Origin of the sequence: Halobacillus sp. Marseille-Q1614 (genome assembly GCF_902809865.1) — a bacterium.
Lineage (GTDB): Bacteria > Bacillota > Bacilli > Bacillales > Halobacillaceae > Halobacillus_A.
This window is the reverse complement of sequence record NZ_CADDWH010000001.1, coordinates 2,382,124-2,396,774: the sequence shown is the minus strand read 5'-3', so window position 1 is coordinate 2,396,774 and position 14,651 is coordinate 2,382,124. Positions and strand designations below refer to the sequence as shown.

Here is a 14,651-nt window from a genome sequence, read left to right as displayed (position 1 = left end):
TATTTCTTATCCAGAGAGGTGGAGGGACTGGCCCGATGAAACCTCGGCAACAGACTTTTGAAAAAGTACTGTGCTAATTCCAGCAAGCATAACTGCTTGAAAGATAAGAAGAGTTTATAAGCCGTGGTGCTTTTCCTCTTCTTATCTTGAATAAGGAGAGGATTTTTTTTCGGTTTTTCCAATAGGCGCTGTTAGACGACAGTGTTGATTACACAGAAAAAGTAAGGGGTTCTGCGGCTTAAAAAACGGGCGGGCAAGACCCCGCAGAGAGGAGACCTGAACGTCCTCCGCTTAAGAGCGAGCAGGCTCACCCTTTTTCAGGGAAGTCAACATTAACATTTAACAGAGTCTTTTAATAAAGGGGGGTAATAAAGTGAAAGAACTCATAACTTATGATTCATTCCAGAAGGATCCTTTTGCTGGTCAAATACCTGATAAAGAAACAAAGGGAGCCTTATCTATTCTGGAATGGGCATATAACGCATATGACGACATTGTCTATGCCTGCAGCTTTGGGGCAGAAGGAATAGTGTTAATCGACTTGATTTCACGGGTGAAAAAAGATGCCCGAATTGTTTTTCTAGATACACACGTTCACTTTCAGGAAACATACGAATTGATTGACCGGATAAAAGAACGGTTCCCTGGTTTGCAGATTACGATGAAGCAGCCAAGTTTAACCCTGCCGGAGCAAGCCGAAAAACACGGAGATGAGCTGTGGCAGTCCAATCCCGATAAATGCTGTTATATCCGAAAAATCAAACCGCTCGAAGAAGCATTAAAAGGAGCAACAGCATGGGTATCAGGATTGAGGAGAGAGCAGTCTCCAAGCCGCAGTAAAACGGATTACGTAAATAAAGACGATCGTTTCCGTTCCATCAAAGTCTGTCCATTGATTCACTGGACGTGGGAGGATGTCTGGAATCATATTAAGGAAAACAATCTCCCTTATAATGATCTGCATGATAGAGGTTATGCGAGTATCGGCTGTATGCCATGCACCTCGCCGTCTGATGACCCTCATAACCGATCGGGCCGATGGCAGGGATTTGAGAAAACCGAATGTGGATTGCATACTGTTCAAGCTAAAGGCTCAGAAACATGAGCTTCCTGCTGGCAGGCTTTCTTGTCGCTTATTTCTTTGCTTTTAATGTCGGTGCCAGCGGGGCTGCCGCTACCATGGGTACTGTGTATGGAGCGGGAGTTATAAAGAGGAAGCGTATAGCCTTAATCCTGAGTGGAACGGGATGTTTACTTGGTGCTTTATGGGGAGGAGAAGTAGTAGAAACGATTGGAAAAGGTTTAATCCCAGAAGGTGCTTTAACGATTCAAGTAGCTACGATAATTTTAGCCGTTTCTGCTTTTACCCTGTATTTCACTAATATGATCGGGATCCCCCTTTCTACAAGTGAAGTAACAATAGGATCAATCGTTGGAGTAGGGCTTTCCTTACAGCAGATATATTTATTTAATTTACTGGAGATTGTTCTATTTTGGGTTTTAGTTCCCATCATCTCCTTTCTTATCGTCTTTATATTTGTATCACTATTCAATCGGTTAAGAAAATGGTTTTCCTTTCCCGCTTCCAATAAGGTGACAAAGTGCCTTTGCTTTCTATTAATACTTACAGGCTTTCTTGAAGCATTTGCTGCAGGGATGAACAATGTCGCAAACGCAGTAGGGCCTCTGGTAGGAGCAGGGGTGCTGGATAAGGAGTTAGGGCTTCTGACGGGAGGCATCTTTATTGCATTGGGCAGTATTTTTCTCGGGGGCCGGGTTCTTGAAACCAATGGGAAGAAAATTTCACACCTTACACTGTCAGACGGAATTATGGTGTCTGGGACTTCAGGGCTGTTAGTCATTGGAGCTTCCGTGTTTGGAATTCCGATTCCGATGACCCAGGTAACCACTTCCGGTATTGTCGGAGTAGGAGCCGCGAAAGACTGGAAGGGTATATGGAGGAACCAGACAATCTATCAAATTTTGAAAGTATGGGTGACCTCTCCGATTATTTCGTTAGTACTCGCATTCAGCCTTACTGAAATATTCCTAAATTCAAGTTTCTATAATGTTGCCATTATATCGGGAGGCATTCTAGCTACATTAATCATCACAAATTTCGGCCGAGGGGCCATGCTGAAGAAGCCATTTAAGGAGGAAATGAATTATGACAGTCAGTAAACCACACGGAGGACAATTAGTAAACCGAATCGTAGAAAAGGAAGATTTAGCAAAAGTTGAAATTACCAATGATATCGCTTTAGATGAAATTGCTATAAGCGATCTCGAGCTGATCGGAAATGGAGCCTACAGTCCAATTACGGGTTTCTTAAACCAGAAAGACTATGAATCTGTCGTTAACAATATGAGGCTTTCTAACGGGATCGCCTGGAGTATCCCAATCACACTGCCCGTTAACGAAGAAAAAGCTCAGGAGCTCCAAAAGGGAAGTAAAGCGACACTCTCTAAAGACGGAGAGGTTTATGGTTGGATTGACGTAGAAGAAGTCTATCAGCCTGACAAAGAGCTTGAGGCACAAAAGGTTTATCAAACGTCTGAAACAGAGCACCCTGGAGTTAAGAAGTTATTTGAACGTCCTGCTTACTACGTAGGAGGAGCGATCCATTTAGTCAAGCGCCCGCCGCGCAAGCATTCAGAAGTATATTATCTCGACCCGGCAGAGACAAGAAATGAATTTGCAGAGCTTGGCTGGGAAAAGGTCGTTGGCTTTCAAACCCGTAACCCTGTCCACCGTGCTCATGAACACATCCAGAAGACAGCTTTGGAAACCGTCGATGGTTTGTTTTTAAATCCTCTCGTTGGCGAAACGAAAAGTGATGATGTACCCAGTGATGTACGCTTAAAAAGCTATCATGTGCTGCTCGATAATTATTATCCGAAAAATCGCGTCTTCCTCGCCGTATTTAACGCAGCGATGCGCTATGCAGGACCAAGAGAAGCTATTTTCCACGCTCTCGTTCGTAAAAACTTCGGCTGCACCCACTTTATCGTTGGAAGAGACCACGCAGGAGTAGGTGATTATTACGGAACCTATGATGCACAGAAAATCTTTTCTAATTTTACAGAGGATGAGCTGGGCATCACACCGCTGTTCTTTGAACACAGCTTCTACTGCCATACGTGCAAAGCAATGGTTTCAAGTAAAACATGCCCGCACGATAGCGACCAGCACGTGATTTTATCAGGAACGAAAGTAAGAGAAATGCTTAGAAATGGGGAGAAGCCGCCTGAAACATTCAGCCGTCCTGAAGTAGCCGGCATCCTTATTGACGGCCTAAGAAAAGTACCACAATAAAGTAAAGAAGAGGAGCGGGTGAATATGAGTTCTAATTTAACGTGGCATGATACCTCAGTAGTAAAAGCAGATTATCGAAAGAAAAATAACCATTCAAGCGGCGTGATTTGGCTTACCGGCCTTTCGGGGTCAGGGAAGTCTACGATCGCAAATATAGTGAATCAGAAGCTTCATCAAAAGGGTCTGCAAACCTATGTTTTAGATGGTGACAACGTACGGCACGGTTTAAATAAAGACTTAGGTTTTGGTGAAAAAGACAGACAGGAAAATATTCGGCGGATAGGAGAAGTGGCTAAACTATTTGCCGACAGCGGTACGATCGTGCTGGCCTCCTTTATTTCACCTTTTCGATCCGATCGTGATCAAATCCGTGAAAGTTTAGAAGATAACGAGTTTATCGAAGTCTACGTAAACTGTCCTTTAAAAGAATGTGAACAGCGTGATCCTAAAGGAATTTATAAAAAAGTGAGAAACGGCGAAATTCCTTCTTTCACAGGCATCGATTCTCCTTATGAAGAACCGGTCAATAGTGAGCTGGTCGTTCATACAGATCAAGAGTCTGAGGAAGCTTCGGCTGATCAAATTATTCAGTTATTAAAACAAAAGAGTTGGATTTAATGAGGCAGTTCAAATAAAATGGGGGTATAACAGTGGCGAAGGTATATTTAGTTGGTGCAGGACCAGGAGACCCAGAGTTAATCACCGTGAAAGGCATGAAAACGATCGCAAAGGCTGATGTTCTTTTGTACGATCGTCTGGTAAATGAAGAGCTCCTTCAATACGCTTCCCCTGGGACTAAGTTCATTTACTGCGGTAAAATGCCGGATCAGCATACATTAAAACAAGAAGAAATCAATGACTTATTGTGTTATTATGCCCGGCAAGGGAAAGTCGTTACCCGTTTGAAAGGAGGAGACCCTTTCATCTTTGGACGAGGCGGCGAAGAAGCAGCCGTCCTCTATAAGGAAGGAATCGACTTTGAAATCGTACCCGGAATAACATCCGGTGCAGCTGCACCCGCTTATGCAGGCATTCCTTTGACTCATCGAGAGCTCAGTTCTTCAGTCACTTTTGTATCCGGGGTGGATCCGAATCAGGACACTGTAGAATACTGGACTGATCTAGCGAAACATAAAGGAACCTTATGCATCTATATGGGAGTGAAAAAGTTCCCTTATACGTGTGAGCAGCTAACTAAGTACGGAATGGATCCTGATCTGCCTGTTGCGATTATTCACTGGGGAACTACAAGTGAGCAGAAAACCATCACAGGAACCTTGGCGACCATACAAAATAAGCTCCATCTAATCGCTAATCCTTCGATGATTGTGATTGGAGAGGTCGTACGTCTGCGAGAGCAGCTTCAATGGTTCGAGAAAACACAGCTCTCTGCCGTATCTTCCGCCATTTAACGACAAAGGAGGACCACTATGCAAGGAGTACTTTATGTCAGTCACGGCACACGATACGAAAAAGGCAAGCAGGAAGCCATTGATTTTATCCGCTCGATCCAGTCGGAAGTTGATGCACCTCTTCAGGAGATCTGTTTTTTAGAGATCAATAACCCGAATGTTGAGGAAGGTATTCAGAAGCTTGTCGAGGCAGGAGCCCAATCCATCTCAGTTGTCCCTATTTTATTACTGACGGCCGGCCATGCGTTAAAGGATATCCCGATGGAACTGGAGAAAGCCCAGCAGAAATATCCTTCTATTTCATTTACATACGGTGAACCTTTAGGTGTGCAGGACCGGTTAATCGATGTAGTGGAGGAACGGATTCGTGAGGTTAATGAGGACAGTGATGTTCTTTTGGTAGGAAGAGGAAGCTATGATCCTCAGACGAGAATAGACATTGAATCAATTGCCGGATCGTTAGAAAAGAGACTCGGCAGAAAAGTAGAAACGGCTTATTTAGCTGCGATAAAGCCTTCGTTTGATGAAGCTTTAGAACAGGTGAAGGACGGCCGGGCTCTTATCGTTGCTCCTTATTTATGGTTCGACGGCCTGCTGATTCAATCTATGAATAAAAAGGTAGAGGCATTGAATGATAAAGGATTGGATGTGGTTCTTGCTCATTATTTAAGCGACCATCCTAATTTCAAAGAAGCATTGGTCGACCGTGTACACCAATCATTTGAAATGCCGTTTAGTAAATAAAAGAGAGGCTGGAATTTATGGATGCACTTTTAAACAAAACTATTGGAATTGCAGCCGACCGTAATTCAGAAGCAATTGAAGAAATGATCCGAAAGCAAGGCGGAACAGCTGTCATCAAATCAATCCAGGGAAGAAAATGGCTTCATGAAGCCAGTGCTGAACAGGACGTAAAGAAACTGATTGACACTTCCTATGACTGGGTGATTTTAACGACTGGAATCGGGGCTAAGGCTCTTGAAGAAGCAGCTGAACGCTTGGGGAAGCAGAAGGATTATATTGACGCTTTAAAACAAACAAAACTCGCTATAAGAGGAAGCAAAACCATCAAGTGGCTGAAAGAAAAAGGTTTATCGGCTAAAGTAGTTTCTAGTGACGGAACAATGGCTGAACTGATTGAACATTTGAAGCAGGAAGATATCGAAGGCCGGAACTTTTTCCTGCAGCTATATAATAAAGAAGAGAAGCAGCTCATTGAGCGTTTAACATCTCTTCCAATTGAACTCTATCAATCACTTCCTTATCACTACGAAGAACCCTCTGAGGAAACGGTAGGCGAATTAAGAAATATGATTGCTCATAAGCAGCTGGACGCCTTACTTTTTACCAGTAAAACACAGGTTCAGAACTTATTTGCTGAAAAAGGTGAAGGGTTAGCGGTGGCTTTTAATCAGCATGTTATAGCAGGGGCTGTAGGGAAGGTGACAGCTAAGGAACTTAGAGACTTTGGCGTGAAACGAATGATTGAGCCTGAGAAACCAAAAATGGGCGCACTAGTAGTGGCGCTGACTAAATATTATAAGTAAAAATAATCCCGGCCTGGCCGGGATTATTTTTTGAAGCGGGTAAGAATCTGCTGCTGTTTGTTACTGTCTAAATAATCTTCTTCTACAATTTTGCGAAGAAGGCTCTGTTTTTCTTCTTTTGAAAGCTGAGATTGCTTAATCAACGACCGAGCTTCAAAAAGGAAGTCTACATAATGTTCATAGCGTTCATCATATTGTCCTTCTAAATCTTTTTTAATGCGAGAGGTTAGTATCGGACTTGCTCCGCTCGTAGATATACTTATTTGCAGCCGGCCCCGTTTGAAAGTGGAGGGAAAATGAACATTCCCATATTGATGATTGCCGGCACAATTCACTAATGCGTGAGGGGGAGCCCACTGAGAAACAAGCTGATCCATTTCTGGCATATTGGCCGCTGAGATAATCAGAAAAGCCTCCTGTAAGTCTTCTCTTTCTGCGGTTTTCTGATGCCAAGTAATTTTTCCTTCTTTATGTAAGGAATGAATCGCTGAACTAACTTCAGGACTGATAACTTCTAAGTTTGCATGTGCAGGCAGGAGGCTTAGGATTCTTCTCTCTGCAATACGGCCTCCACCGATCACAAAGACTTTTCTGCCTTCGAGCTGAATCATTAAAGGGATGATTTCCATAGGCGTAACCCTCCATTCTGTATATTAATTGTGAGCGACAAAGGAAGCTTCGTCAATGCAGTTTTGTGTTAGTTATGCCCGCGAATTTTAAGAATTTCGCCGCGAACAGCAGTTATAGTAAAAGCCAGCTCACAAAATGTGAACTGGCTTTCTTTTTGCCTTAATGAACATTAAAATATCGGGCTTCAGGGTGGGCAAATACCATAGCTGTTACAGAAGCTTCAGGTTCCATCATGCATTCCTCTGTAAGTTCAACACCGATCTGTTCAGGCTGAATTAACTTAAATAACTTCCTTTGATCTTCTAAGTCCGGGCAGGCAGGGTAGCCAAAGGAATAACGCTGACCCTGGTATTTGGCGGAAAAGCGTTCCTGCATCGTAAAGTCTGTCGCATCAGGGAAGCCCCATTTATCGCGCATCAGCTGGTGAATATGCTCAGCCAGTCCTTCTGCTGTTTCCAGGGCAAGGGCTTGAAGGGCGTGGCTCTTCAAATATTCTCCCTCTTCTTTTAGCTTTACAGCTTGTTCACGAATTCCTTTTCCTGCGGTAACGGAGAAGAAACCGACATAATCCATTTCGCCGCTTGCTACTGAACGGAGGTAATCCGCCAGGCAAAGGTAAGGGGAGCGGTTCTGTCTTGGAAAAGTAAATCGTTCGATAACTGTCTGTTTGTCAGCCGGGTCATAAATAATAACATCATCACCGTCCGACTGGGCAGGGAAGAACTGATACAGGGCAGATGGCTGGATCAATCCTTCTCTTTGGGCTTTTCCAATCAATTCGTCTACTACTTCTTTTAAATGAATTGCTTTTTCATTTTTCTCCTCAATCAGTTTAGAAAACTTGCCTTTTAAACCTAAGTGATGCCCGATCAGCATTTGCATATTGATGTAAGGCTCAATATGGGCAACAGAAAAGTTTCTTATGATGTGCTGATCAAAATCGTGAGGGGTGTAAACAGGCACCGTTTTAGATACCGTTGAAACTGGTTTTTCTAAAACGGCAGTGTTAGCGGCCTGCTTTGCCTTTTGCTCTGCTCCCAGGGCGACCGCCTTTTCTTGTTTCTCCTGCTGTTCCTTAATAAGCAGTTCACGCTCTTCTTTTTTACTTAAACGATTAGACAAAGCGAGCCCATCCATCGCATCTTTTGCATAAAATACAGTTCCATCATATTGAGGGGCAATCTTTGTATTGGTGAACTTTCTGGATAAAGCCGCGCCGCCTACTAATATGGGAATACTAATTTCCTGCTGTTTAAGATCTTGTGCGGTAAGCACCATTTGCTGTGCGGATTTAACGAGTAAGCCGGAGAGCCCGACAAAGTCCGGGTTCTCTTCTTTAATTTGAGAAATCAAGTCTGTAGAAGTTACCTTAATCCCCAAGTCAACGACTTCAAACCCATTATTACTTAGAATGATATCGACGAGGTTCTTTCCGATATCATGCACATCACCTTTAACAGTTGCTAATAAGATTTTCCCTTTCTTATTAGAAGTATCATCCTTCTCCATGTACGGCTCCAGATGGGCAACCGAAGTTTTCATTACTTCTGCACTTTGCAATACCTCTGCTACGATCAGCTGATTATCGTTAAATAGGCGCCCGACTTCAGCCATCCCGTCCATGAGCGGTCCATTAATGATATCAAGTGGTGTTTCATAAGTTTCGAGGGCTTCATCTAAGTCGGGAATCAAACCTTCTTTTGTTCCTTCTACAACATAGTGAGCGAGTCTTTCTGGCAGGCTCATCGTAGAAGTCGGTGCTTTAACTTCTTTTTTCTTTCCTCTATAAAAAGCAGTAAAGTCAGCAAGTGTAGCATCGGTAGTTTCAAAAAGCAGTTTGTTGGCCTGGTCAATTTCTTCCTGAGCAATGGAAGCGTAGCGTTCCAGCTTCTCTGTATTAACAATTGCGTAATCAAGTCCTGCTTTTGTACAGTGGTATAAGTAAACAGCATTTAAAACTTCTCTGCCCACAGGAGGCAGCCCAAAGGATACGTTACTTACCCCGAGAACCGTTTGACATTTGGGAAGCTTCTCTTTAATTAAGCGAATACCATCAATTGTTGCTTCTGCAGAACCGATATATTGTTCATCTCCTGTCCCTACTGGGAAAACGAGAGGATCAAAGATCAGATCGGATTCGGCTAATCCATACTGATCTACAAGTATATCTCTAGACCGAATGGCAATTTCCAGTTTCCTTTCAGCAGTTACTGCCATTCCTTCTTCATCAATAGTTCCTACAACAACTGCCGCACCGTATTGGTGAATCAACGGTACAATTTCCTCAAATCGTTCCTCGCCGTCTTCTAAGTTAATTGAATTTATGATTACTTTTCCCTGCGAGTACTTAAGTGCTTTTTCGATAACTTCCACATCTGTGGAATCAATGATCAGCGGCACTTTTACTTTATTAATGACCTGCTTCATAAATTCTTCCATATCCTGAGCTTCATCACGGTCAGGATCAGCCAGACAGATATCAATTACTTGAGCACCTTTTTTTACTTGAGCTCGTGCTACTTCAGATGCTTCTTCAAATTTTTCTTCAGCAATCAGCCTTTTAAATTTTCTCGATCCAATAACATTTGTACGTTCACCAATTAGAATAGGACGGTCGCTTTGATCTTCATAAATAAATGGCTCGATCCCTGAAACAGCATGGGGGTGAGAAGAAGGAGCAACCCTTGGAGAGTAGTCCTTTACCGCTTCTGAAAGAGCTTTTATATGTTCAGGTGTCGTTCCGCAGCATCCTCCCACTAGATTCAGCCAGCCTTTTTCGGCGAAGCCTGCAATCTTTTCAGCTAAGGATTCAGCGGTTTCATGATAGTTTCCTTCTTCATCCGGGAGGCCGGCGTTAGGATAACAACTCACGGAAGAAGTCGCTAAATCTGATAAAGAACGTAAATGGTCACGCATGAATTCAGGTCCTGTGGCACAGTTCAGTCCCACAACGGCCGGTTTCATATGCTCTAGGGACAAATAGAAAGCTTCAATGTTCTGGCCGGCTAATGTAGTACCCATCGGTTCAATCGTGCCAGAAATTATTAAAGGAAGCTCGACAACCTGGGATTTAAAAGCCCGGGTTATTCCGATATAGGCGGCTTTTACATTCAGCATATCCTGAGAGGTTTCTAGTAAAAGAACGTCCACTCCGCCTTTAATTAACCCTCTTGCTTGTTCCTCATAGGCCTTTGTTAAATGGTCAAAAGTCGTCCCGCCTGTTACAGATAGAGTTTTTGTAGTAGGTCCCATTGCGCCGGCAACAAAGCGGGGATGCTCTTCGGATGAATATTGAACGGCTGCCTGTCTGGCGATTTGGGCCGCTTTGATATTGAGTTCTTCGGCCAAGTGACCTAATTCATATTCATCTAAAACGAGATCGGTAGCTCCAAACGTATTCGTCTCAATAATATCGGCGCCCGCCTCAAGGTATTCTCGGTGAATTCTTTCAATAACATGGGGGGCGGTAATGTTTAAATATTCATTACATCCATCATACAGTTCGCCGCCGAAGTCTTCAGGTGTAAGATCGGCGTTTTGCAGCATTGTTCCCATTGCGCCATCGAGGACAAGAATTTTACTGGATAGTTGTTTGTGAAATAATGTGGTCATTTGCATCTGTCCTTCCTTTTGTTTTTTCTTTAAAGTAGCGGGTGAGTTCTACAGTAATCTCGTAGCGCAAAAATGGGGTGATTAAGTAAATTCCATTAAAGAGCTCTACTGCTGTATCAATTAATGATTTAGCTATCGCAATCCCTTCCTCCTGAGCGAGGGAAGGGTTGTGGCTTACGGTTTCCATACGTTTTCGGATATCATCGGATAAGCTTATGCCTGGCACTTCATTGTGTAAAAACTCAGCATTCCGGGCGCTGATCAGCGGCATGATTCCAATATAAATCGGTGCTGAAATATGTTTAGTGGCATCATAAATTTCTAAAAGCTGTGCTTCACTGTAAACGGGCTGGCTGATAAAGTAATCAGCTCCACATTTTATTTTTTTCTCAAGCCGTCCAACAGCCCGGTTTAAGTTTCTTACATTAGGATTAAACGCGGCGGCCACAGAGAAGTTTGTTTTCATTCCTAACGATTTCCCTGAAAAGGACTGCCCTTCATTTAACTGCTTAATGGATTGAATCAAGTCTAATGAAGAAAAGTCATAAACCGAGGTGGCTCCGGGAAAGTCTCCAATTTTAGTTGGATCACCGGTAATAGCTAACACTTCTGTAATTCCTAATGTATGAAGCCCCATTAAGTGAGACTGCAGGCCAATCTGATTGCGGTCCCTGCAGGCGATGTGGACCAATGGATTAATATTGTATTTTTGCTTTATGATTGAGCCCATTGCCGTGTTGCAGACTCTCGGTGAAGCGAGAGAATTGTCAGCCAGCGTAATCGAATCAACTCCGGCCTCATGCAGAGCTTTTGCCCCTCGCAAGTATCGGTCAGTATTTAATTTTTTGGGAGGGTCAAGTTCCACAATGACTGACGGTTTCTTTGCAACAATTTCATGTAGGTGAGGCTTCGTCTGTTTTACCTCAATTTTTTCCTGAGGTTCTTTTTCATCAATAGGAACCTCCTTATGAAGAATCGGTTTCTTTCTTTTTACTTCATTGGCTATCGCGGCGATATGTTCCGGTGTTGTGCCGCAGCAGCCGCCAATTAGACGGGCTCCTTGCTCATAGAGGGAGCGGGCACTTGTTTTAAAATAGTCGGCATCTGTTTTATAGACGAGCCTTCCATCCTGATAAGATGGCAGGCTGGCATTAGGGTAGGCAGACAATACAGATTGTTTAGGTAGTGGCACTTTCTCCAGTGACTGAGTCATATGGTAAGGTCCAAGCCGGCAGTTCACTCCCGTCACGTCAGCGCCGAGCTTTTCCAATGTAGCCAGGGCTTCAGGCAAAGGCGTACCGTCCTGAAGAACACCGGGTTCATGCATAGAAGCCTGTGCAATAATCGGCAGGTTCGTTTCTTTTCTGGCGATTTGTAAAACGGTCGTCAGTTCTTCCAGATCGTAATAAGTCTCCAGCAAGATACCGTCGACCTCTTCAAATAACATCGAGTAAAGCTGTTCACGGAAGCTGCGCTTTATTTCTTCTAAGGAAACCGCCTGCTTCTTAAAGGAGCGGATCCCTCCAATCGTTCCAACGACATAATTGCTGTCTGTCGCTGCCTGCTTCGCAAGTTCTATAGCTGCTGTGTTTATTTCCTTCACTTTGTCTTCAAGCCCATAACGGGAAAGTTTCACGTAATTGGCGCCATATGTATTCGTCTGAATCACATCAGCGCCTGCAGCTACGTAGGCATTATGGACATCAAGAACGCCTGAGGGGTGGGAGAGATTTAATTCTTCAAAACATTGATCAATCCCGTAGGAATATAATAGTGTACCCATAGCACCGTCTCCCACTAACGTGTAATTATGCAGGGCTTTTTTTAAATTCATGAATAGTCCTCCTCGCTAAAATAAAAAAAAGCCTTCTAAGAAGAAGACTTTTGAACGTTCAATTCTCCTTCTTATCTTTTCAAGTTTTAAAACTTGCTGGATTTAGCACCATACTGATTGATTCAGTGGTTGCTGAGGCTTCATCGGGCCAGTCCCTACACCTCTCTGGATAAGAAAATCTTTAGTATTAAGTTATAAATATCGTTGCGATTTAGACTACACGAAAAAGGAATGGGAATCAAGGGAAAATTCAAAATTTTTTCCTTTTTTATAACTTTTGTTAATTGTAAATGTTGCCCTTCATGAAAAAAGGAGCCTGTTCCCATTCCGCGCACGAACGGTCAAGCCTACTCGCGAACCTCGCGCTGCACGGTCTTGCCCGCCCATTTTTTAAGCAGAAGTCTCGCATAACCCCTTGCTTTTTCTGTTCCAACAAGGCCGTTTAACAAACCTTTTATACAAATAAATTTCTGACAATCTTTTCCTTCAGGTATTTTTACATTAAAAACCATTTATGTGGCCCAATGGACATTTGTAAATTTTATAATTTTCTGTAATTTATAATTAAAATGTAGTGAATTTTCAAAATATAAAGTTATGCAGGGGATTATTTTGATATACTTGTCAAAAGGTTGATATAAGCGCATTTCTGCGGACTTACATAAAAACAGATCCTCTATTGAATCTTTATACGTAAAAATGTATTATCAAAAGGTCGCTTTTATGAATTGAGTACTATGTACTAATAAATATAATATTTTAATTCATCAATGGGGGGATTATTTGTGGAATTACGAAAGCAAGAAGCACAAGAAGTTACTGAGCAGTATTCGTTCAAACAGCTGATGAAATTTTTGCTGCCATCATTAGCAGGAATCCTTCTTTTCCTCGTACCTGTCTCTGTAAATGGAACAGTTACGATAGGGCTTGGGATATTAGCCGACGGCCTTCAGGCTGCCATTTCGGATATTATTCCTTTATTTATGACATGTGTGTTATGGATCTCAGCGATAGGATGCCTGGTGATAAAAACGGCTGCTGCACCTTCTATTCGCCAGCAGCCGTTTTTGTCTTCACTGTTTGATATCGGATTATTCTGGATACTTCTCCGATTTGTTGGAGCGCTCTTTGCGACGATAACCTTAACGGGAACCGGTCCATCTATTATTTCTTCTGAACTTACCGGCCAAGTGGTCCTATATGATCTCGTGCCTGTACTAATGGTTTGGTTTTTGTTTGCCAGCTTATTTATGCCGCTTCTATTAGAGTTTGGACTTATGGATTTTATAGGGTCTATGGTTCGTAAAGTCATGCACCCGATTTTTAAACTGCCGGGACGTTCTTCAGTAGATGCGCTTGCTTCCTGGATGGGAAGCGGAACGGTAGGGGTGCTCCTTACAACACAGCAATATGATGGCGGATATTATACAAAACGTGAAGCAGCCGTTGTAGCCACAAACTTCTCAATTGCATCGATTGCCTTCAGCCTTGTTATTGCAAGATTTCTCGGAATCGATCATCTCTTTGTTCAGTTTTACTTGACGGTAGTAGTATGCGGGGTTGTGGCCGCTATTATATGTCCGCGCATTCCGCCATTATCGAAAAAGAAAGATACATATTATGAGCCTGTCGGCAAGCAAATTGACGAACGTGTCCCAGAAGGGGTTTCGAGCTTCCGGTGGGCCGTAGATCAAGCAGTAAAAAAAGCAGACCAGGTAAAAAGCGTCCGCAATGTCATTAACCGGGGAATCTACAACGTAGCTGATATTTGGTTTGGTTTAATTCCGCTTGTCATGGCATTAGGGACCATTGCGCTGATCCTTGCGGAATTTACACCGGTCTTTACACTTTTATCGTATCCGATTATTCCTTTGCTGAACGTCTTGCAGATTCCGGAAGCGAGTGCTGCTGCCCCTGCGATGATCGTAGGATTCGCGGACATGTTTTTACCAGCTGTTGTCGGATCTGGCATTGAATCTGAGCTCACCCGTTTTGTAATCGGAGTTATGTCATTAACTCAGCTGATTTATATGTCGGAAATTGGAATTTTGCTTATCAAGTCAAAAATACCAATTAATTTACTTGAGCTTTTTGTCATCTTTTTGCAGCGAACCGTGATTACTCTGCCAATCGCTGCTTTAATAGCGCACCTGTTTTTCTTTTAGGTTCTTTTACCTTTTCACTGTTGATCTCACAGGAATTCCGCTCGCTTTTTAAGCGGCCGCACACGATGTGGAGTCATAGGACGTACCGAATTTAATCGAACTTCCTTCGTACATCACTGCGGGGTTTTGCCAGTC

11 protein-coding genes and 2 riboswitches are annotated in these 14,651 nt (G+C 43.1%); of the genes, 8 read left to right on the top strand and 3 right to left on the bottom strand.

The window, feature by feature from the left end; genetic code table 11:
• The first annotated feature begins 3 nt into the window (after positions 1-3).
• Positions 4-110, top strand: a riboswitch (SAM riboswitch).
• A 263-nt stretch (positions 111-373) separates the two neighbouring features.
• The 7 genes from HUS26_RS12140 to HUS26_RS12110 are packed head-to-tail and all read left to right on the top strand — an operon-like array spanning position 374 to position 6,275.
• A complete protein-coding gene (locus tag HUS26_RS12140) occupies positions 374-1,105 on the top strand; it encodes a phosphoadenylyl-sulfate reductase (RefSeq protein WP_173917400.1) in 732 nt (243 codons plus the stop codon).
• Entirely contained in the window at positions 1,102-2,181 is a 1,080-nt protein-coding gene (locus HUS26_RS12135) for an inorganic phosphate transporter (protein WP_173917399.1), read from the top strand. Before HUS26_RS12140 ends, HUS26_RS12135 begins: the two co-directional genes overlap by 4 nt.
• Entirely contained in the window at positions 2,168-3,316 is a 1,149-nt protein-coding gene (gene sat / locus HUS26_RS12130) for a sulfate adenylyltransferase (RefSeq protein ID WP_173917398.1), read from the top strand. The genes HUS26_RS12135 and sat overlap by 14 nt, the downstream gene beginning before the upstream one ends.
• Before the next feature lie 24 nt (positions 3,317-3,340).
• The gene (cysC, locus tag HUS26_RS12125; RefSeq protein ID WP_173917397.1) at positions 3,341-3,934 is read left to right on the top strand and encodes an adenylyl-sulfate kinase; all 594 of its coding nucleotides are present in this window, start codon (positions 3,341-3,343) and stop codon (positions 3,932-3,934) included.
• Positions 3,935-3,966: 32 nt separating this feature from the next.
• Positions 3,967-4,728 (top strand): uroporphyrinogen-III C-methyltransferase, encoded by a 762-nt coding sequence (cobA, locus tag HUS26_RS12120; protein WP_173917396.1) that lies wholly within the window; start codon positions 3,967-3,969, stop codon positions 4,726-4,728.
• An 18-nt stretch (positions 4,729-4,746) separates the two neighbouring features.
• Positions 4,747-5,472 (top strand): sirohydrochlorin chelatase, encoded by a 726-nt coding sequence (locus HUS26_RS12115; RefSeq protein ID WP_173917395.1) that lies wholly within the window; start codon positions 4,747-4,749, stop codon positions 5,470-5,472.
• A 17-nt stretch (positions 5,473-5,489) separates the two neighbouring features.
• On the top strand, positions 5,490-6,275 hold the full coding sequence (locus HUS26_RS12110) for a uroporphyrinogen-III synthase (protein ID WP_173917394.1): 786 nt from the start codon (positions 5,490-5,492) through the stop codon (positions 6,273-6,275).
• A 23-nt stretch (positions 6,276-6,298) separates the two neighbouring features.
• Here HUS26_RS12110 and HUS26_RS12105 read toward each other — a convergent pair whose 3' ends face one another.
• From HUS26_RS12105 to HUS26_RS12095, 3 genes are all read right to left on the bottom strand, one after another.
• The gene (locus HUS26_RS12105) at positions 6,299-6,904 is read right to left on the bottom strand and encodes an NAD(P)-binding protein (RefSeq protein WP_173917393.1); all 606 of its coding nucleotides are present in this window, start codon (positions 6,902-6,904) and stop codon (positions 6,299-6,301) included.
• 160 nt (positions 6,905-7,064) lie between these two features.
• Positions 7,065-10,517: a methionine synthase gene (gene metH / locus HUS26_RS12100; protein ID WP_173917392.1), complete on the bottom strand. Its 3,453-nt coding sequence runs from the start codon at positions 10,515-10,517 to the stop codon at positions 7,065-7,067.
• The gene (locus tag HUS26_RS12095; protein ID WP_173917391.1) at positions 10,483-12,351 is read right to left on the bottom strand and encodes a bifunctional homocysteine S-methyltransferase/methylenetetrahydrofolate reductase; all 1,869 of its coding nucleotides are present in this window, start codon (positions 12,349-12,351) and stop codon (positions 10,483-10,485) included. Before HUS26_RS12095 ends, metH begins: the two co-directional genes overlap by 35 nt.
• 68 nt (positions 12,352-12,419) lie before the next feature.
• Positions 12,420-12,527: riboswitch (SAM riboswitch) on the bottom strand.
• A 609-nt stretch (positions 12,528-13,136) separates the two neighbouring features.
• Here HUS26_RS12095 and HUS26_RS12090 point away from each other — a divergent pair.
• Complete coding sequence (locus tag HUS26_RS12090; RefSeq protein WP_371809582.1) at positions 13,137-14,516, top strand: YjiH family protein; 1,380 nt, start codon at positions 13,137-13,139, stop codon at positions 14,514-14,516.
• The last annotated feature ends 135 nt before the right edge of the window (positions 14,517-14,651 follow it).

Coding starts and splice junctions, on each gene's coding strand:
- HUS26_RS12110 (WP_173917394.1), top strand. CDS start 5,490: ATGGATGCACTTTTAAACAAAACTATTGGAATTGCAGCCGACCGTAAT.
- sat (WP_173917398.1), top strand. CDS start 2,168: ATGACAGTCAGTAAACCACACGGAGGACAATTAGTAAACCGAATCGTA.
- metH (WP_173917392.1), bottom strand. CDS start 10,517: ATGACCACATTATTTCACAAACAACTATCCAGTAAAATTCTTGTCCTC.
- HUS26_RS12095 (WP_173917391.1), bottom strand. CDS start 12,351: ATGAATTTAAAAAAAGCCCTGCATAATTACACGTTAGTGGGAGACGGT.
- cysC (WP_173917397.1), top strand. CDS start 3,341: ATGAGTTCTAATTTAACGTGGCATGATACCTCAGTAGTAAAAGCAGAT.
- HUS26_RS12105 (WP_173917393.1), bottom strand. CDS start 6,904: ATGGAAATCATCCCTTTAATGATTCAGCTCGAAGGCAGAAAAGTCTTT.
- HUS26_RS12115 (WP_173917395.1), top strand. CDS start 4,747: ATGCAAGGAGTACTTTATGTCAGTCACGGCACACGATACGAAAAAGGC.
- HUS26_RS12135 (WP_173917399.1), top strand. CDS start 1,102: ATGAGCTTCCTGCTGGCAGGCTTTCTTGTCGCTTATTTCTTTGCTTTT.